At 43.5% G+C, this 18,345-nt stretch carries 19 protein-coding genes and 1 other RNA gene; 7 read left to right on the top strand and 13 right to left on the bottom strand.

Features of this window, described 5'->3' with window-relative positions:
- Positions 1–12: 12 nt before the first annotated feature.
- The 5 genes from ftsI to rsmI form a co-directional block, all read right to left on the bottom strand.
- Positions 13–1,767, bottom strand: coding sequence for a peptidoglycan glycosyltransferase FtsI (gene ftsI, locus C9J12_RS16590; protein ID WP_107243728.1), 1,755 nt, complete (start codon positions 1,765–1,767; stop codon positions 13–15).
- A gap of 3 nt (positions 1,768–1,770) precedes the next feature.
- Complete coding sequence (ftsL, locus tag C9J12_RS16585) at positions 1,771–2,091, bottom strand: cell division protein FtsL (RefSeq protein ID WP_107243727.1); 321 nt, start codon at positions 2,089–2,091, stop codon at positions 1,771–1,773.
- Complete coding sequence (gene rsmH / locus C9J12_RS16580; protein WP_107243726.1) at positions 2,088–3,035, bottom strand: 16S rRNA (cytosine(1402)-N(4))-methyltransferase RsmH; 948 nt, start codon at positions 3,033–3,035, stop codon at positions 2,088–2,090. Before rsmH ends, ftsL begins: the two co-directional genes overlap by 4 nt.
- Before the next feature lie 545 nt (positions 3,036–3,580).
- Positions 3,581–3,963: RNase P RNA component class A (gene rnpB / locus C9J12_RS16575), an RNA gene on the bottom strand.
- Positions 3,964–4,102: 139 nt separating this feature from the next.
- Positions 4,103–4,963, bottom strand: coding sequence for a 16S rRNA (cytidine(1402)-2'-O)-methyltransferase (gene rsmI, locus C9J12_RS16570; RefSeq protein WP_107243725.1), 861 nt, complete (start codon positions 4,961–4,963; stop codon positions 4,103–4,105).
- A 61-nt stretch (positions 4,964–5,024) separates the two neighbouring features.
- Between rsmI and C9J12_RS16565 the strand changes: the two genes are divergently transcribed.
- The 4 genes from C9J12_RS16565 to C9J12_RS16550 are packed head-to-tail and all read left to right on the top strand — an operon-like array spanning position 5,025 to position 8,345.
- Positions 5,025–6,857, top strand: a complete 1,833-nt coding sequence (locus tag C9J12_RS16565) for a penicillin-binding protein activator (protein ID WP_107243724.1) — start codon at positions 5,025–5,027, stop codon at positions 6,855–6,857.
- Positions 6,832–7,209, top strand: coding sequence for a YraN family protein (locus tag C9J12_RS16560; RefSeq protein ID WP_107243723.1), 378 nt, complete (start codon positions 6,832–6,834; stop codon positions 7,207–7,209). Before C9J12_RS16565 ends, C9J12_RS16560 begins: the two co-directional genes overlap by 26 nt.
- Before the next feature lie 2 nt (positions 7,210–7,211).
- A complete protein-coding gene (locus tag C9J12_RS16555) occupies positions 7,212–7,802 on the top strand; it encodes a phosphoheptose isomerase (protein ID WP_006232444.1) in 591 nt (196 codons plus the stop codon).
- Positions 7,803–7,805: 3 nt separating this feature from the next.
- Positions 7,806–8,345 (top strand): BON domain-containing protein, encoded by a 540-nt coding sequence (locus C9J12_RS16550; RefSeq protein WP_107243722.1) that lies wholly within the window; start codon positions 7,806–7,808, stop codon positions 8,343–8,345.
- A gap of 74 nt (positions 8,346–8,419) precedes the next feature.
- On the opposite strand, the gene sspB is transcribed toward C9J12_RS16550, so the two are convergent.
- The 8 genes from sspB to zapE all read right to left on the bottom strand — a co-directional run bounded on the left by sspB (position 8,420) and on the right by zapE (position 14,799).
- On the bottom strand, positions 8,420–8,926 hold the full coding sequence (gene sspB, locus C9J12_RS16545) for a ClpXP protease specificity-enhancing factor (RefSeq protein ID WP_006232442.1): 507 nt from the start codon (positions 8,924–8,926) through the stop codon (positions 8,420–8,422).
- The gene (gene sspA, locus C9J12_RS16540; RefSeq protein WP_006232441.1) at positions 8,927–9,565 is read right to left on the bottom strand and encodes a stringent starvation protein SspA; all 639 of its coding nucleotides are present in this window, start codon (positions 9,563–9,565) and stop codon (positions 8,927–8,929) included.
- Positions 9,566–9,652: 87 nt separating this feature from the next.
- On the bottom strand, positions 9,653–10,390 hold the full coding sequence (locus C9J12_RS16535; protein WP_107243721.1) for a cytochrome c1: 738 nt from the start codon (positions 10,388–10,390) through the stop codon (positions 9,653–9,655).
- Positions 10,387–11,652: a cytochrome b gene (locus tag C9J12_RS16530; protein WP_107243720.1), complete on the bottom strand. Its 1,266-nt coding sequence runs from the start codon at positions 11,650–11,652 to the stop codon at positions 10,387–10,389. Before C9J12_RS16530 ends, C9J12_RS16535 begins: the two co-directional genes overlap by 4 nt.
- The gene (petA, locus tag C9J12_RS16525; protein ID WP_107243719.1) at positions 11,652–12,242 is read right to left on the bottom strand and encodes a ubiquinol-cytochrome c reductase iron-sulfur subunit; all 591 of its coding nucleotides are present in this window, start codon (positions 12,240–12,242) and stop codon (positions 11,652–11,654) included. Before petA ends, C9J12_RS16530 begins: the two co-directional genes overlap by 1 nt.
- A gap of 329 nt (positions 12,243–12,571) precedes the next feature.
- Entirely contained in the window at positions 12,572–12,964 is a 393-nt protein-coding gene (rpsI, locus tag C9J12_RS16520; RefSeq protein ID WP_041394537.1) for a 30S ribosomal protein S9, read from the bottom strand.
- A gap of 15 nt (positions 12,965–12,979) precedes the next feature.
- Complete coding sequence (gene rplM / locus C9J12_RS16515) at positions 12,980–13,408, bottom strand: 50S ribosomal protein L13 (RefSeq protein WP_011219795.1); 429 nt, start codon at positions 13,406–13,408, stop codon at positions 12,980–12,982.
- Positions 13,409–13,695: 287 nt separating this feature from the next.
- A complete protein-coding gene (gene zapE / locus C9J12_RS16505; RefSeq protein WP_107243718.1) occupies positions 13,696–14,799 on the bottom strand; it encodes a cell division protein ZapE in 1,104 nt (367 codons plus the stop codon).
- Positions 14,800–14,977: 178 nt separating this feature from the next.
- Here zapE and zapG point away from each other — a divergent pair, with 178 nt between their 5' ends.
- The 3 genes from zapG to degS all read left to right on the top strand — a co-directional run bounded on the left by zapG (position 14,978) and on the right by degS (position 18,283).
- Positions 14,978–15,415 carry a Z-ring associated protein ZapG gene (gene zapG / locus C9J12_RS16500; RefSeq protein ID WP_107243717.1) on the top strand — a complete coding sequence of 146 codons (438 nt, stop codon included), beginning with the start codon at positions 14,978–14,980 and terminating at the stop codon, positions 15,413–15,415.
- 149 nt (positions 15,416–15,564) lie between these two features.
- Positions 15,565–16,932, top strand: a complete 1,368-nt coding sequence (locus C9J12_RS16495) for a Do family serine endopeptidase (protein WP_107243716.1) — start codon at positions 15,565–15,567, stop codon at positions 16,930–16,932.
- Positions 16,933–17,194: 262 nt separating this feature from the next.
- Positions 17,195–18,283 (top strand): outer membrane-stress sensor serine endopeptidase DegS, encoded by a 1,089-nt coding sequence (gene degS / locus C9J12_RS16490; RefSeq protein ID WP_107243715.1) that lies wholly within the window; start codon positions 17,195–17,197, stop codon positions 18,281–18,283.
- Positions 18,284–18,345: the final 62 nt, after the last annotated feature.

Below are 18,345 nucleotides of genomic sequence, written 5' to 3'. Positions count from 1 at the left end.
ACATCGCCTCAATTATTTATTTACGATATTCATTTTATCAATGGTGTCGGCATCAGGCGGCACATTCAAAATTTGTAATGCGCTTTGCATGACTTCAGCGAAAATCGGAGCGGCTATTGCGCCACCATAGTATTGCTCGCCTTTCGGTTCATTCACCATCACGACCATTGCTAAACGCGGCTTACTGATCGGGGCAACACCTGCTGTGTAGGCGATATAGTCATCACCATAACCACCCGCGATCGCTTTTTTAGCGGTACCCGTTTTTACCCCAACACGATAGCCAGGAACTCTTGCGCGCCAACCGCCGCCACCGCCCGCTTTATCGGTTACAGATTCAATCATCGTCAGTACTTCCTCGACTAACTTAGGGTCTATAACCTGTTTACCAGGAACGACTTTCTCTGTTTTTAAAATCGATAATGGACGTTTCAGCCCTTTGGCGCCTAAGGTCGCGTAAACATGCACTAACTGAATGGGTGTAACAGACAAACCATAACCGTATGCAAATGTTGCTCGTTCAATATCAGACCAACGGCGTCGATTAGGGAACAAGCCCACAGCTTCTCCCACTAAATTAATACCCGATGGCTCATCAAACCCAACACGCTGGTACATCTCAATAAGATCTTCAATGGGCATAGCAAGCGACAGCTTCGTCATGCCGATGTTACTGGATTTTTGCAAAATGCGACCAACCGTCGCTTCTTTTTCAATCCGAGAGACATCAGAAACATAATTACTACCAACACGTAAACGACGCCCCGGTATTTTAATCAATGTACTTTCATCAACAATGCCACTTTCCATGGCTTCTAATACACCAAACGGCTTTACCGTCGAGCCAGGCTCAAAAGAATCGGTAATTACGCGATTACGCATTTTATACGATTGACGATCATTGCGATTATTCGGGTTAAATGACGGCGCATTAACCATTGCTAATATTTCGCCAGTATTAACATCAGCAAGCACAAGACTCGCCGATGTTGCTGGTAAATTAACGATGGCTTCTTTCATCGTACGGTACGCTACCGCTTGAATACGTTGATCAATACTTAATTCTAGTGGTTTGCCGGGTTCACGTTTTTGCAAAGAGATATTTTCAACCACACGCCCATAACGATCTTTCCGTACCGTGCGTCGGCCGGGCTCTCCGGTTAACCAACCATCATAGGTGCGCTCTACACCCTCTAAACCATGGCCATCAATACCTGTCACACCAATCAGATGGGCACTGACTTCACCTGAAGGATAGAAACGACGAGATTCATCTTTTAACCCAATACCCGGTAATTTCAATTTACTGACATAATCTGCCATTGCAGGGCTAACTTGGCGGGCTAAATAAACAAAACGGCGCTTTTGGTATTTTTCCAGACGGGCTAATAATTCTTGTCGATTTAAACCCAATACATCCGCGAGGGCATGCCATCGCTCAACTTGCTGCATCCCGCCATTCTTATAAATTTGAACAGGATCTGCCCAAACGGCTTGAACGGGAACGCTAACGGCTAATTGCTCGCCATTACGATCAGAAATAATCCCTCGAGCTGAAGGCATGGCTTTTACACGTAGTGAGCGTAAATCGCCTTCTTGAATTAATCTTCCTGGCTCGAGTACTTGAATATATGCGGCACGGCCGATGAGACCGACCAAGGCAAGAAATATACAACCGCATATAACACCAAAGCGCCACGGAATAAATGCCGATGGCGCTTTCTGGCGTCGCTGATTTTTCGTCTTTGAGCTTTTAAATAATGCCATAAATTATTGCACAACGATTTCATTCTTAGCAGAAGGTCGTTTCATGTCGATTTCCTCTTCTGCAAAGCGCTCTACTCGGCTATGCTCCGCTAGTGAATTCTCTTCTAGAATTTGATTTCGCCATTCTATATCTAGCTGATCCCGCTCTATGAACAACTGCTCCTGCTGAGCGATCATTTGTCGTGATTGATGGGTAACATACACCACAGCCAAGGCAGACATTAATATCAGGATCAACAAGATCGCAGGAACGCGTCCGACCGACACGATATCTCGTGCGATCAGACGGGCTAAATTAGAAGGCGGTTGTGGATCTAGACTCATAGGCGTTCAGCAAGGCGTAGTACGGAACTACGTGCTCGCTTGTTATCACCTAACTCATCTTTCGAAGGCTTAATGGCTTTACTCGCCATTTTTAAATCAGCAGACCCCAATGCTTTGATTTGATCTTCTGTTAACGGGAAACCCGCAGGTACTTCAGGCCCTTTACTATTCTTGCGAATAAAGCGCTTTACCATGCGATCTTCTAGTGAATGGAAGCTAATTACAGATAAACGACCTTGTGGCGCTAACACTTTAACCGCACCATTTAATGCCGTTTCAATTTCATCAAGTTCGCTATTAATATAAATACGAATCGCTTGAAAACTGCGCGTTGCAGGGTGCTTATGCTTGTCTCTAAACGGAGATACATTTGAGATTAAAGCCGCTAATTCTGTTGTACGTGTTAATGGCGCTTTGTCAGGATTTTCGCGATGCTCAACAATGCCACGTGCAATGCGTTTAGCAAAACGCTCTTCACCAAACTCTTTTAATACCCATGCAATGTCATCAGCTTCTGCTTCTGCTAACCACTCCGCCGCTGAAATGCCTGATGTAGGATCCATGCGCATGTCTAACGGGCCGTCACGCATAAAACTAAAGCCGCGTTCAGCATCATCTAGCTGCGGTGATGACACACCTAAATCAAGTAATACGCCGTCGACACGACCGATTAAATCACGCTCTTCCATGTACTTTTCCATACCGGAAAACGGACCGTGGATAATACTGAAACGCGGATCATCAATAGTTTGTGCTTCAGCAATCGCTTGAGGATCACGGTCGATACCATAGAGGCGACCATTTTCACCTAAATGAGATAGGATCAGGCGGCTATGTCCACCACGTCCAAAAGTACCATCGATATAAATACCGTCAGGTTTAATCGCTAGGCCGTCAACCGATTCATGAAGTAAGACGGAGATGTGTGCTAATTGTTCAGACATATAATTAATTGGTTTCAGCTAAAGTGAAAGCTTACTGAGGCGGTTTATTTAAATGTCACCCCAGCCTGAAGTTGTATCTTGTATCTAACAATTTACTGTTAAAGCGGTTTATACCCAATTTTAACGTAATAAAACGAGCAATAAACAGGCTTAATACAGCAAACCTAAAAATGGCTAAATTACCGTATCAACAAAGAGACTATCACAGGTATCACAATAGCGCTTTGTCATCGCTAACAGCCTTTTCATTTTTACATTACCATCACAGCTTCAAGCATAAACCGCTATCGTTTATATACCTAAATTCATCAAGAGCTTATAACAATATAATGAGTATTCATCGTTACGAAGGCAGTGCTGCACTTATTTTCCCATAAAGTGTACGTATGAGACAAAAAAGTTGTCAAGCAAGTAAGAACATTTAACGTCAGAGATACGTCATAAGTTAACGATTTTAGGTTTGATGGATAATTTCATACGATAGAAACGACAAAAGGTGATGTTAACTTCTAATAAGAGAAGTCAACATCACCTTTTATTCGAATAGGTGGAGTTGGTCTATAAGCCGGGTTTTGTAGCTGCTTTCGCAGTGGCAACCATTCCTCTAGGCCTGCAATCACTCACAGGCTCAAGCAACCTACCCGTCCCCAACGCGGGCCGCGCCATTAGGGACCTATTTGGTCTTGCTCCGGGTGGAGTTTACCATGCCACGAACTATTACTAGCCGCGCGGTGCGCTCTTACCGCACCCTTTCACCCTTACCTGTTCTCGCAAGCGAGTCATCGGCGGTATACTCTCTGCTGCACTTGTCGTGGGCTCGCGCCCCCCAGACGTTATCTGGCACCCTGCCCTTTGGAGCCCGGACTTTCCTCCCCTCCGTCAGTCTCCCTAAGGACATCAACGAAGCAGCGATCGCCTGACCAACTCCGGTGGCGGATTCTATAAGAGTCCAGCACCAGTTACCAGTAAAAGATCATACACGAGCACAAAGTGTCTAAATATTGAACAATAATCAGTATTATTACGCCATTGTAAACAAACACTCTCTGTACATCGTACTTAAGATCTTAATCGAGGTTTTCTAATCCCCACTTATAAAGTGCATTTTTCTTTACACCATGGATCTCAGCCGCAAGTGCTGCCGCTTTCTTAAGAGGTAACTCTTTGACTAATAAACCCACTGTACGTAGCGCTTCAGAAGGTAAATCATCTTTTGCTTTACGGTGTCCGGCAACTAAAACCACCATTTCACCACGAACACGATTGCTGTCTTCACTTAACCAATCAATCAACTCGCCTAATGGTGCCCCATGGATTGTTTCATACGTTTTTGTTAACTCTCTCGCTAACACAACTTGGCGTTCTGGGCCTAACACCGCTAACATATCAGCTAAGGAATCTGTAATTCGGTGCGGTGATTCATAAAAAATTAATGTGCGCCCGTCGTCAGCAAGTGATTGAAACGTATCACGCCGTCCTTTACTCTTTGGTGGAAGGAATCCTTCAAAACTAAAGCGATCAGACGGTAAACCGGCAGCACTTAGTGCAGTAATAACCGCACAAGGGCCAGGTAAAGGCACAACTTTTACACCCGCCTGACGACAGCGGTTAACTAAATGATATCCTGGATCACTAATCAGAGGTGTGCCAGCATCGGATACAAGAGCGATACTGGTACCCGCCTGAAGCTTTTCGATTAAATAATCAGCTTTTTGCTGTTCATTATGATCATGAAGCGCAAAGGTGCGGGTAGAGATAGAGAAATGCGACAGCAAGCGCGACGTGTGACGAGTGTCTTCAGCAGCGATTAAATCAACATTTGCTAAAACATCCAATGCACGGTGTGTAATGTCTGCTAAGTTACCGATTGGTGTGGGTACGATGTACAAAGTTGCAACATCTACCATGCATGAATTGGTCTCTCTCATTTGTTTAAGATCTCATCTGCAATTAATATAGTAAGTAATTTTTCACAGTTGAATGAATTCAATGCTCAATTTTACCCATAAGCGTAAAAGTGTATCACGACTCTTGGCACCTGTAGCCCTTGCCGTGATTTTGGCGGGCTGTAGTTCGTCAAACCAACAACAAGCTTCTGCCTCTAATATCACTGCTATAGCAACTGATACTTCGGCAAATTACCTCATAAAAGCAGAATCCAGTGATGGTATTGAAAGCATCGACTGGAATATTCTTGCTTTAAAGGCCTTAATTAAAGAAGGCCAATGGACTCAAGCAGATAACCAAGCAAAACGCTTAAGCCGCATGTCTCTTAGCCCAATACAAATGGCTGAGTGGCAGCTTGCACGCGCAACATTGCGCTATCAGCAAGGACAACCACAAGAGGCATTGGATACATTAAATTTCCAACCTTGGTGGCCGCTTCCTGATAACCAATATAAACGTTATTTCATGCTACGCGCAGAGCTACTTGGTCAATTAGGCCAACACTCCAAAGCCGCTCGTGAACGCACTATGCTTGATCAGTACTTACCATCAGACCAAAAGAACGCCAACTGGCAAAACCTATGGCAAGATCTATCAGGCTATAATAACAGCCAACTTCAATCTGTTAGTTTGAAGGAAGATGAAACAGTATTGCGAGGCTGGATTCAATTAAGCATCTTGAAAAACACCTATTCACAACGACCTGTTCGTCTTAAAAGCGCCGTTGATGAATGGTTAAGTATGAATCCTTATCACCCTGCGCATCAATATTTGCCGACTGAACTTGAAGCCATCATGTCAATGGAAGTGGCAGAACTCGATAATGTCGCGTTATTACTTCCTCTAACAGGCCGATTTGAATCGCAAGGTAAAGCCGTGCGTGATGGTTTTATCAATGCAATGCTTGATGATACCAGTAGAGATACAGACACTGAGTTGACAGTTTTTGACACTGAAGCGGAGTCAATAACTGCGATCATGGCAAAATTACAAGCCAATGGTACGCAGTTTGTTATCGGGCCTTTACGCAAAGAGAAAGTGACCGCATTTCAACAAAGCAATACCAGCCAAATCAACCTGCTGGCACTTAATCAACCAGAACAGCTAGATGTAAGCCAAACTCAGTCTTGTTACTTTTCGCTATCACCAGAGCAAGAAGCAGAACAAGCCGCGCAACATTTATTTGCTAAAGGGCACCAATATCCACTCGTGCTCGCACCAAAAAATAAATTTGGCCAACGTGTAACAGACGCTTTTAACGAACAGTGGCAGCAATTAACAGGCCGTAATGCCGATATTGATACCTTCGGTTCACGCAAACAAATTCAGCAACAGATATCACGTATTTTTGGCTTAAACGACAGCCAAGCACGTATTAGCCAAATGAATCAATTAACGGGTGTTAAGCTGGAATCACAGCAGCGTAGCCGTCGTGATACAGATGCCGTCTATCTGATTGCGAATAAAAGTGAGCTAACACTGCTTAAGCCATTTATCGAAGTGGCAATTAACCCAGAAGTTAAACCACCGAAACTTTACGCAAGCTCACGTGGCAACCCTAACGCTAATAGCGACAATAGCGAATTACGTGGGATTGAATTTAGCGATATTCCTTTAATCATAAATCCTGAATTAGGCTTTATGGAACGTTTTGATAGCCTATGGCCAAATGAAAGCAATACCAGCATTCGTTTACACGCTTTTGGTATGGATGCCTATAAGATGGTAAATGAATTACCGCAGATGCGTGTTGTTGATAATTACACCGTTCAAGGTATGACTGGCCAGTTAGGTATTGATAACCAATGTGTCGTTCAACGCGAAATGGACTGGGCTGTATTTACGTCTGATGGTATCACCCCTGCAGCTGAATAAGCGTCAACAAGGACAGGTTTATGAGGTAATGGCAGAGCAGTATTTGCAGCGCCATCACCTCAAACCTGTTGAAAGAAATTTCACTTGTCGATCAGGTGAAATAGACTTGATCATGCGTGATAAAAGCTGTGTCGTATTTGTCGAAGTGAAATTTCGTAAGCAGAATCATTTTGGTTCTGCCGCTGAAGCGGTAAACTGGCGCAAGCAACAGAAACTGAAACGTGCGGCACTGTTGTGGCTTAAAAAAAATGGCCTATCGACAGAGCATACCGAGTTTCGTTTTGATGTGGTCGCAATTCAAGGCCCCGATCAGCAGATTGAGTGGTTTACCAATACCCTAGTTGAAGGTTAGTCATGCAAGAAACCATCCGTGAGAGTTTTAAAGAAAGTATCCAAACCCAAATCGCTGCTGCAGAAGCATTACCTGATGCGATATCTAAAGCCGCACAAGTTATGGTTCAAAGTCTTCTTAACGGTAACAAGATCCTTTGTTGTGGTAATGGCGGCTCCGCTGCAAATTCGCAGCACTTTGCTTCTTGTTTGATCAACCGCTTTGAAACAGAGCGCCCTAGCCTACCGGCATTATCATTAACCGCAGACACGACCACACTCACTGCAGTAGCGAATGACTACCACCATGACGAAGTCTTCTCTAAGCAGGTACGAGCGTTAGGTCAAGCGGGTGATATCTTATTTGTACTTTCTACCAGCGGTAACAGTAAAAACATTATTAAAGCCATGGAAGCAGCACTTACTCGTGACATGACAATAATCGCACTCACCGGTAAAGATGGCGGTGAAATGGCGGGCTTATTTGGTGTGCAAGACGTTGAAATTCGCATTCCTTCACAACGCACAGCCCGCATTCAAGAAGGTCACCTGCTAACGTTACACTGCTTATGTGATTTAATTGATCAAGTATTATTTCCACAGCACGAAGGATAAACAATGATACTACGCCAAGTATTGGTGCTTGCTTTGTTGATGCTATTACAGGGTTGTTCGGGGTTATCATCGAATGATCCTCGAAACACGACACAACAGTGGCATGACCAAGAAATTGAAATGGAAGTCGGCGGGCTCGTCAATAAACCCCCTTTTCGCCAACTGGCAAGAATAAATGCCATTGCGACAGAGGGAAATGTTTTACTGATTGGTCAAGCTGTCGATCAGGAAACCCAATCTTTACTCGGCGAAAAAGTACGAGAACTGAGTAATGTGCAGCATGTTTACAATCAGGTGAAGGTTCGTGCTCTACCTACGCTTGGTGAGATCAGTAGTGATAGCTGGATCACCACAAAAGTGAAATCTCAGATGGTGGCAAGTAAGCAGCTAAAAGATGCCTCTATTAAAGTCATTACTGAAGGGCAGGAAGTATACCTATTAGGTTACGTTACTCGCACACAGGGCGATACAGCGTCAGAAATTGCCCGTAATGTGTCAGGCGTTAAGAATGTCATCAAAGTATTTCAATACCCTGAAGGTTAAACCTCGCTAGCAACAGCACTCACTAGAAAATATAAAGCTAGAAAATAAAAACGCAGCTCAAAGGCTGCGTTTTTTTATTTTACGACACGAAGACTTGGACGACCTCTAGGGCGAGGTGGTTCATCATCAGGTTCATTGTCATCACTTATTTCAGCAGTCACTGCCACAGGTGCTAACGTTTCTGCCTGAACTTCTACGATACCGTCAATTTCAGCTTCTTCATTTTCGTCAAAAGCATCAAGGTCAGTCGCATAAGCTGGCTCTGGATCGAACATTGTACCCGCACCATTTTCTCGCGCATAAATCGCAACAACAGCATACATAGGTACAATAACAGCATGTGGACGGCCACTAAAACGCGCATTAAAGCTAACAGCTTCATTACCCAATTCTAAGTTGCCTACCGCACGCGGCGCAATGTTCAGAACAATCTGACCATCACTTACGAACTCCATTGGCACTTGTGCACCAGGTAACGTGGCATCCACGACCAAGTGCGGTGTCAAATCGTTATCCACCAGCCAATCATAAAACGCACGCACCAAATAAGGACGACGCGGCGTCATTTTTTCCATGTCCATTTACTGTCCAGTCAAGCGCATTTCACGCTCAGCTTCAGTAAGAGATGCAAGGAAAGAATCTCGTTCAAACACACGAGTCATGTATGCTTTAACTTCTTTCGAACCAACGCCACTTAGCTCAATACCCATTTCAGGTAAACGCCATAGTAGCGGAGCAAGGTAACAGTCTACCAAGCTAAATTCATCACTCATGAAGTAAGAATATTCAGCAAAAACAGGTGCAAGTGCTAAAAGCTCTTCACGCAATTGCTTACGTGCTTTGTCTGCTTCGTCCGCAGTACCTTTGTTCACTTTTTCAGCTAACGTGTACCAGTTACGTTCAATGCGGTACATCATCAGACGACTATTACCACGAGCAACAGGGTACACAGGCATTAGAGGTGGATGAGGGAAACGCTCATCCAAGTACTCCATAATGATGCCTGCTTGATATAAAGCGAGTTCACGGTCAACAAGAGTTGGCACTGAATTGTATGGATTTAGGTCAAGCAGATCTTCAGGCAGGTTATTTGGATCAACCAGCTCAATTTCAACACTAACACCTTTTTCGGCTAGTACGATACGCACCTGATGGCTGTAAATATCCGACGCATCAGAATACAGAGTCATCACAGAGCGTTTATTGGCAGCAACAGCCATTGACCCCTCCAGTATAATTAAATTACACAAAAAGCAATGGGGGCTGGAGCCCCCATTGCGAGATTCTTAACCGTCTAGATTACCCGATCAGTGGACATCACGCCAATATTCTTTCTTCAACAACACTGTTAATACAAAGAATATAACGATAAAGCCCATTACCCATAAGCCTAAACGCTGACGTTCAAGCTTCATCGGTTCAGCTGAATACTCAAGAAAGTTAACAAGATCACGTACGACTTCGTCATATTCGTCGGCGTTTAATTCACCGGCACCATTAGACTTTATTCCTACATATTCTTGAACTTCTTCACCATCAACTAGACGCGTTTCATATACTTTTGTTGGTACACCTTGCAGTTCTTCCAACACATGTGGCATACCCACGCTTGGGAATATGACATTATTCACGCCAAATGGACGTGATGGGTCTGCATAAAAAGAACGTAAGTAAGTATACAACCAATCGGTACCACGCACTCGAGCAACCAGCGTCAAATCTGGAGCAGGCGCACCAAACGATACCGCTGCGTATTCCTTAGAGATGGAATTCGTCATCAGATCACCCACTTTCGCATTTTCATCGAAAATCAGGTTATCTCTCATCAGATCCAATGGAATATCCAAATCTGTCGCAACACGCTCATAACGCTGATATTGCGTTGCGTGACAACCAAAACAATAGTTTACAAACGTTTTTGCACCACGTTGTAACGATGCTTTGTCCGATATGTCATTGTTCGCTGCATCTAAATGTACGTTACCACCCGCCGCCATAACCACAGACGGCAACAGAGCTAGCAGCATTACAATCAATTTTTTCATTTGAATGTCACCCTCTCTGGTAGTGGTTTCGTCGCTTCATTTTTACTGTATACAAACAATAAAATGAAGAACATAAAGTACCCAAAGCTGAAAATCTGAGCCATTAAGGTATACAGCGCCGTCGCAGGTAGCGAACCAAGAATACCAAGAGCAATAAAGCTAATTGTAAACTGAATAATATTCGCTAAATGCAACTTGCTACGGTAGCGGTAAGAACGCACTTTACAACGATCAAACCATGGCAGTAAGAATAAGAAGACAATCGATGCCCCCATCGCAACCACACCTAACAACTTATCAGGTACCGCACGTAAAATGGCGTAGAACGGAGTGAAATACCAAACAGGTGCAATATGTTCAGGTGTTTTTAGCGGGTTTGCTGCTTCAAAGTTCGGTGGCTCAAGGAAGTAACCGCCCATTTCTGGATTGAAAAACAACACATAGCTGAACAAAAATGCAAAAACAGCAACACCAACTAGATCTTTCACCGTACCGTAAGGATGGAATGGGATTGAATCAATAACGTCGTATTTACCGCTGTATTGCTTATGGAATGGGAATTGCGTCTTGTAGCCTTCCCCTTTACTGCCTTTCGGAAGCTTAGTCTCGATACCATCTGGGTTGTTTGAACCCACTTCATGCAGTGCAAGTACATGCAATACAATCAATAATAACAATACGATAGGAAGAGCAATCACGTGAAGTGCAAAGAAACGGTTTAACGTCGCACCAGAGATAACATAATCACCACGAATCCATAGTGTTAAGTCATCACCGATAACAGGAATAGCACCAAACAGTGAAATAATGACCTGCGCGCCCCAGTAAGACATTTGTCCCCAAGGTAGCAAGTAACCCATGAAAGCTTCAGCCATTAACACGAGGAAAATCAGCATACCAAATAGCCACAATAATTCGCGAGGCTTTTGATAAGAACCGTAAATTAACCCACGAAACATGTGCAAATATACAACAATAAAGAACGCAGATGCGCCCGTTGAATGCATATAACGCAGTAGCCAACCGTAGTCCACATCACGCATGATGTATTCCACAGAAGCAAATGCACCATCACCAGATGGAACATAATTCATGGTAAGCCAAACACCCGTTACTAGCTGATTAACGAGTACCAACATGGCTAATGAACCAAAAATATACCAAAAGTTAAAGTTCTTCGGCATAGGGTATTCAGATAAATGCTTTTTATAAGCATCCATCACGGGTAAACGTTTTTCAATCCAACCGAGTAAAGCGTCCATTAGGCAGCCCCCTCATCAATACCGATAATAATCGAATGATCGTTAACGAACATATGCGGCGGTACCACCAAGTTTAACGGTGCAGGTACGCCAGCAAATACACGACCAGCCATATCGAACTTTGAACCATGACAAGGACAGAAGAAACCTGAACTGACACCACTCACTTGCTCACTAAAACTGTCTGGTAAATAGGTAGGGGAACAACCGAGGTGGGTACAGATACCTACGGCTAAAAAGATTTCAGGTTTAACTGAACGGAACTTATTGTGGGCATAAGTAGGTTGCTGCGGTTCATCCGAATTTGGATCACGAAGCTGAGCATCATGCTCACCTAACTCTTTCAAAATAGCATCACCACGACGCACAACCCAAACTGGTTTTCCACGCCATTCGACGCGAACCATTTGGCCATCTTCCAATTTACTAATATCAACTTCAACTGGAGCCCCGGCAGCTTTCGCTCTAGCACTTGGGTTCCACGATTTGATAAAAGGTACGGCTACAGCTACTGCACCCAGACCTCCAACAACCGAAGTCGTCGCAGTTAGGAAGCGGCGTCTGCCGTTACTTACTGGCGCATTGCTCATCCAAACATTCTCCAATGTGCTCCCGCGCTGGATTATTATTATTTCCTTATGCGTCCCTGGAGCTTACAGCTAACTTTAAAACAAAAAGATACAACAGATATTTTGTTACAATTTATAGCAATGATTAACAAGCCAAATGATAAAGAAAACCCCACTTTTTGACAAGTTAAAGCTACTTTTTTGCAACAAATGTGAGAGGTATGTTCTTTTTGTTTCAAAACCTCGTTAGATGCATTAAAAAATGACATATTAAAGGCAAAAAAAAGCCCAACCCGAGGGCTGAGCTTTTCTGGTACACAGTAACCAGATATAAAATCTGGCGCGTAATATTAACGCTTTGAGAACTGTGGTTTACGACGTGCTTTACGTAGACCAACTTTCTTACGCTCAACTTTACGTGCATCACGAGTAACATAACCCGCTGAACGTAGAGTAGGACGTAGAGTCTCATCGTATTCCATAAGTGCACGGGTAATACCGTGACGAATAGCGCCAGATTGACCAGTAATACCACCACCTTTAACAGTGATGTTTAGGTCAAACTTATCTACCATGTCTAGAAGAACTAGCGGCTGGTTAACAACCATGCGAGCTGTTTCACGACCAAAGTAAACTTCAAGGCTACGCTTGTTGATTACAATTTTGCCAGTACCCGGTTTGATGAAAACGCGAGCAGCTGAGCTTTTGCGACGGCCAGTGCCGTAGTATTGATTCTCTGCCATTGTCATAATTCCCAATTAGATGTCTAGTACTTTAGGCTGCTGTGCAGCATGGTTGTGCTCAGTACCCGCATAAACTTTAAGTTTACGGTACATTGCACGGCCTAGAGGACCCTTAGGAAGCATGCCTTTAACAGCAGTTTCGATAACCATTTCTGGCTTCTTATCGATAAGCTTTTCAAAGCTGATTGACTTAAGACCACCGATGAAACCTGTGTGGTGGTGGTACATCTTGTCAGTTCTCTTAGCGCCAGTTACAGCAACTTTTTCAGCGTTGATAACTACAATGTAGTCACCAGTGTCAACGTGCGGAGTGTACTCCGGCTTATGCTTACCACGTAGACGAGATGCGATTTGAGTTGCTAGACGGCCAAGAGTTTTACCTTCAGCGTCAACAACATACCAGTCACGTTTTACAGTTTCTGGTTTAGCAACGAAAGTTTTCATGCTAATAATTACCCGATAATAAAATTAATTCACTTAAAAGGAATACCCAAAAGGATATTCCCTCACTGTACAGAGCCCCAGTCATCACCCCTTCGAGCGGTTGGCACTCCCGACTTTCGTCGATACAGGTACGGTGGGTCGCAAGATTATAGGGAAGGGTGGAGAAAAAATCACCTTTTTTTCAAAAAAAAATGCTTTTTTTTCTTTTTAATCAAAATATCGCTTAAAAGTCAGATATATTGATGCCTTCATTGGCAGTATTAACCCCATTCTGTCTGAATGATTGATTAAGCTAAATGCGGTTTCGCTAGATAATCGTGGCTTTGCATCTCAATTAGACGTGAACAACAGCGTTTAAACTCAAACTCTAAGCGACCGTCACAATAAAGGGTATCTAGCCCAGCGGCGGCTGAAATAATCAATTTCACATTACGCTCATAAAATTCATCCACCATGGCAATAAATCGACGGGCAGCGTCATCTTCATTCCCCCCCATAACAATAACGTCAGATAATAATACCGTGTGGTAAATACGCGCTATTTCCATATAGTCGGTTTGGCTGCGCGCTGTCTGGCATAACGTATTGAAGGTGAAATGGACAATCCCATCAGCTTCTCGCACTGTCGATAGCATGCGGTTATTAATTTCAATGTCGTGCTGTTGAGTTCTTGGTTCTACCGACAGTTGCATAAAGTACTGTTCAATATTGATCTGGGCTTGTTCATCTAACGGGGAATGATAAATTTCAGCTTGCTCTAAAGTACGAAGTCGATAATCAATGCCGGAATCAACATTAACAACAAAACAATGCTCTTGAATCAGTGCGATTGCAGGTAAAAAACGCGCACGTTGCAAGCCATTATGATAAAGATCTTCTGGGGGAATATTTGACGTTGCGACGAGTGTAACACCGCGCTTAAACAGTGCTTCAAATAGCGTACCTAGAATCATCGCATCAGTAATGTCAGAAACAAAAAATTCATCGAAGCAGATAATGTCGGTTTCAGATTTAAAGATATCCGCAACCAGTTCGAGAGGATCTGATTGAGCACCGAGCTGCTGCATCTCATGATGGACGCGGTGCATGAAACGATGGAAGTGCATCCGCATTTTGCGTTCTGTTGGCAAGCATTCGAAGAAGGTATCAACCAGATACGTTTTACCTCGCCCTACTCCTCCCCAGAAATACACCCCTTTAACGGGCGTTAACGCCACAGGCTTATGTTGACGCTTAAAAAAACGGCCAACTAAAGACGGTTTCACTTCCGGTTGCGGAAGTAGCATGCGATGGTAGAGATCATCGAGGTGTGCAACTGCATTTGCTTGTGCCTCATCAGCAAAAAAGTCTTCTTGCTTAAGGTCTTGTTGATATTGCTGTTTTGGCGTCATCCTGAATCCACTACTTTGTTAACATCCGTACAAATGCTCTTAAGACTGTCAATAACAATCTGCGTTAACGTGAGACCATCGTTAATCTCAATAAATAGAGTACCATGCCTGATTCTCTGCATGTATAGTAAATAGACAGGCTTAAACCTAATTTCAATTCAGTCAAAAGGAGTTTTTTATGGCTTGGATTTATGCGCTTATTATTTTCGTAGCTGGTGCTGTTGTTGGTGCGTTTGCCGCACGTTTAGGTAACAAAAGCCTAAAACAACAAAAAGAACTAAAGAAAGATCTCGATAAATCAAAATACGAACTTGAGCAATACCGCCAAGAGCTCGTTGACCATTTTGCTCGCAGTGCAGAACTGCTTGATAATGTAGCTAAAGACTACAGTAAACTCTATGAGCATATGGCAAAAACATCAACCGAGCTAATGCCTAATTTACCAGAGCAAGATAATCCCTTTGCTCGCCGTATTAGTACACTAGAAGCAGTTAAGCAGCCAGCAGAGCCATTGCATGATCAACCTCGCGATTATGCGAGTGGTGCAACGGGTCTTTTCAACGACAAACCTGTTGAAGAAGTACCTGAAAAAGTTGAAGAGTCAAAAGCTAGCTAATTAAATATATACCCATACTTGCTGACTTTGTATCATGGGTATACCAGCATTAATTTCAATCAGTTCGATGAATAGTTGCCTTTAATGCTGGGAACTTAGCTCTGGTTTACAGGTCGAAATAATCACTTGTTAAATCGGAGTTAACTAAAATGAAGAAACCTTTACTTGTTTTAAGTGCTCTTGCACTAGGTATCAGCTCTGTTATAGCCCCTGTAACAGCAACCGCGGCCTTACCTGTATCTGTCAATAACCAACAACTCCCTAGCCTAGCACCTATGCTAGAAAAAGTGACACCCGCTGTTGTCAGTATTGCGGTCGAAGGGAAGCACACATCCACACAACGACTACCTGATTCATTCCGATTCTTTTTTGGCCCTGATTTCCCCGAAGAACAAATTAGAGAGCAGCCATTTCGAGGCTTAGGCTCTGGCGTTATTGTCGATGCTGGTAAAGGCTACATCGTTACCAACCATCATGTCATTGATGGTGCAGACAAAATTATCGTTCAATTTCATGATGGCAGAGAACTAACAGCCGAGCTGATTGGCAGTGATAAAATGTCGGATATTGCTTTATTGCAAGTTAAAGCCCCCAAAGACCTTGCTGAAATAAAACTAGCCGATTCTGACCAGCTGCGTGTAGGTGATTATACGGTTGCGATTGGTAATCCATTTGGTTTAGGTCAAACGGTGACATCAGGCATTGTTTCTGCGCTTGGGCGAAGCGGCTTAAATATTGAAAATTTTGAAAACTTCATTCAAACCGATGCTGCAATTAATAGCGGTAACTCTGGTGGTGCTTTAGTTAACCTTAATGGCGAGCTCATTGGCATCAATACCGCCATTCTTGGCCCCAATGGTGGCAACGTCGGGATTGGTTTTGCCATTCCATCCAATATGGTCAGAAATCTTACTGAGCAAATATTAGAATTTGGCGAAGTGAAACGTGGCGTTCTTGGCGTACAAGGTGGTGAATTAACCGCTGAGTTAGCAGAAGCATTTGGCTATGAAACTAACCAAGGTGCCTTTGTTAACCAAGTAATGCCTGATTCTTCGGCAGAAAAAGCGGGGCTAAAAGCGGGAGATATCATCGTTTCGATTAACGGTAAAAATATCCGCACCTTTGGAGAATTACGTGCCAAAATTGCCACTCTTGGTGCGGGTAAAAAAGTCACTCTGGGAATCATACGCGATAGTAAGGCACAGGATTTCACGGTAACGTTACAAGAAATGGTTCAAAACACCGTGAAAGCTGATAATTTACACCCCGGATTAGTCGGTGCTGAATTTGCCAACACAAGCTCTAGCGATAACACCAAAGGGGTTAAAGTCACTAATGTTGCCGAAAAATCTCTCGCCGCTCGCTATGGGTTACTGAAGGATGACATCATCATCGGGCTCAATCGTAGCCCAATTAGAAACTTAGGTGAATTGCGTAAAGCACTTGATAAAAATCCAGCAGTATTAGCGTTAGAAGTGCAACGCAAAGACGCTGTACTTTATTTGATCATTCGCTGATCGGTCACTCACGATTTACCTCGCCCCGAGCTTATGGCTCGGGCCAATATCAGCCGAAAAGCTCTTCCCCATCCAGCTTCACAGTTGCTTTCATCATAGTGAAATTTATTTGGTACTTCCGTCTCTATCTCCGATACTTATCAAGAACTGTACGAAACGTATGAATTACACCAAATAAGCTGAATGAATCCGTTTGGTATCGAAGTCTTGGGATGCTATCCTGCGCAGTCACTTTTCGTATTTTAATATTCAGGGAGCATTGATGCTGGCTTTCTTAAGTCGTTCTGTCTTACTAGGCATCGCTACAGCCGCGATATTACTCGTGGCTATTCCTGAATTACGTAGCCAAATGTTTACCTCTTCAGTTTCATTATCTGAACCGGATACCAAGCTAGCACAAATATCATTTAATAATGCCGTACGCCGAGCATCACCTGCTGTCGTTAATATTTATAACCGACGATATGATGCGAATGATCGCTTAACGCTGAGTACTCAAGGGTTGGGTTCAGGTGTCATCATGAGTGATAAGGGCTATATCATTACGAACTATCATGTCGTAGCACAAGCCGATCAAGTTATTATCGCGTTACAGGATGGTCGTTTTTTCACGGGTCAACTTATCGGTAAAGATCAGCGCACTGATATTGCGGTGCTAAAAATTCAAGCTGAAAACTTACCTGTGATTCCGCTAAATCCTCACTATAACCCGGTCGTTGGCGATGTCGTGTTAGCAATAGGCAACCCCTACAACCTGGGTCAAACGACAACTTACGGCATTATTTCTGCGACTGGGCGTTCTGGGATGAGTTTTTATGGTCGCCAAGATTTCTTGCAAACAGATGCAGCGATCAATGAAGGAAACTCTGGCGGTGCTTTAGTCAATACACGTGGTGAACTTGTCGGTATCAATACGGCCTCTTTCCAGCAAGCAACCGATATTGAAACATACGGTATTTCTTTTGCTATTCCCTATGAGTTAACTCATAAGATAATGAAAAAACTCATTGCTGATGGACGTGTCATTCGTGGCTATATCGGTATTGATGGTCGTGAAATTAATCCTGTAATGGCGCGCTTATACGATGCCGATCAAGTTAGCGGGATTATTGTGATGGGCATGGATCCGAATGGACCCGCGACAAAAGCAGGGTTTAAGGCACAAGACATCTTGGTTGAAATAGATGGTAAGCCAGTCACTGATATGCGTAATGTACTCGATATTGTGACAGAATTACGCCCAGGCAGTACGGTTGCAATGAAAGTACTTCGAAATGGCAAGCCGTTAGTATTATCAGTACTCATTGCTGATGAACCAGAAGTGCCAGAACCTGTAGCCAATAGCCAATAGCCAATAGCCAATAGCCAATAGCCAATAGCCAATAGCCAATAATTACAGATGACCATATAAAA

The sequence above is a fragment of the Photobacterium frigidiphilum genome, assembly GCF_003025615.1.
Classification (GTDB): Bacteria; Pseudomonadota; Gammaproteobacteria; order Enterobacterales; family Vibrionaceae; genus Photobacterium; species Photobacterium frigidiphilum.
Note: the sequence above shows the minus strand (reverse complement) of the source record. Positions and strands in the feature narration are given on the sequence as shown.

Coding starts and splice junctions, on each gene's coding strand:
- ftsI (WP_107243728.1), bottom strand. CDS start 1,767: ATGGCATTATTTAAAAGCTCAAAGACGAAAAATCAGCGACGCCAGAAA.
- ftsL (WP_107243727.1), bottom strand. CDS start 2,091: ATGAGTCTAGATCCACAACCGCCTTCTAATTTAGCCCGTCTGATCGCA.
- rsmH (WP_107243726.1), bottom strand. CDS start 3,035: ATGTCTGAACAATTAGCACACATCTCCGTCTTACTTCATGAATCGGTT.
- rsmI (WP_107243725.1), bottom strand. CDS start 4,963: ATGAGAGAGACCAATTCATGCATGGTAGATGTTGCAACTTTGTACATC.
- C9J12_RS16565 (WP_107243724.1), top strand. CDS start 5,025: ATGCTCAATTTTACCCATAAGCGTAAAAGTGTATCACGACTCTTGGCA.
- C9J12_RS16560 (WP_107243723.1), top strand. CDS start 6,832: ATGGTATCACCCCTGCAGCTGAATAAGCGTCAACAAGGACAGGTTTAT.
- C9J12_RS16555 (WP_006232444.1), top strand. CDS start 7,212: ATGCAAGAAACCATCCGTGAGAGTTTTAAAGAAAGTATCCAAACCCAA.
- C9J12_RS16550 (WP_107243722.1), top strand. CDS start 7,806: ATGATACTACGCCAAGTATTGGTGCTTGCTTTGTTGATGCTATTACAG.
- sspB (WP_006232442.1), bottom strand. CDS start 8,926: ATGGACATGGAAAAAATGACGCCGCGTCGTCCTTATTTGGTGCGTGCG.
- sspA (WP_006232441.1), bottom strand. CDS start 9,565: ATGGCTGTTGCTGCCAATAAACGCTCTGTGATGACTCTGTATTCTGAT.
- C9J12_RS16535 (WP_107243721.1), bottom strand. CDS start 10,390: ATGAAAAAATTGATTGTAATGCTGCTAGCTCTGTTGCCGTCTGTGGTT.
- C9J12_RS16530 (WP_107243720.1), bottom strand. CDS start 11,652: ATGGACGCTTTACTCGGTTGGATTGAAAAACGTTTACCCGTGATGGAT.
- petA (WP_107243719.1), bottom strand. CDS start 12,242: ATGAGCAATGCGCCAGTAAGTAACGGCAGACGCCGCTTCCTAACTGCG.
- rpsI (WP_041394537.1), bottom strand. CDS start 12,964: ATGGCAGAGAATCAATACTACGGCACTGGCCGTCGCAAAAGCTCAGCT.
- rplM (WP_011219795.1), bottom strand. CDS start 13,408: ATGAAAACTTTCGTTGCTAAACCAGAAACTGTAAAACGTGACTGGTAT.
- zapE (WP_107243718.1), bottom strand. CDS start 14,799: ATGACGCCAAAACAGCAATATCAACAAGACCTTAAGCAAGAAGACTTT.
- zapG (WP_107243717.1), top strand. CDS start 14,978: ATGGCTTGGATTTATGCGCTTATTATTTTCGTAGCTGGTGCTGTTGTT.
- C9J12_RS16495 (WP_107243716.1), top strand. CDS start 15,565: ATGAAGAAACCTTTACTTGTTTTAAGTGCTCTTGCACTAGGTATCAGC.
- degS (WP_107243715.1), top strand. CDS start 17,195: ATGCTGGCTTTCTTAAGTCGTTCTGTCTTACTAGGCATCGCTACAGCC.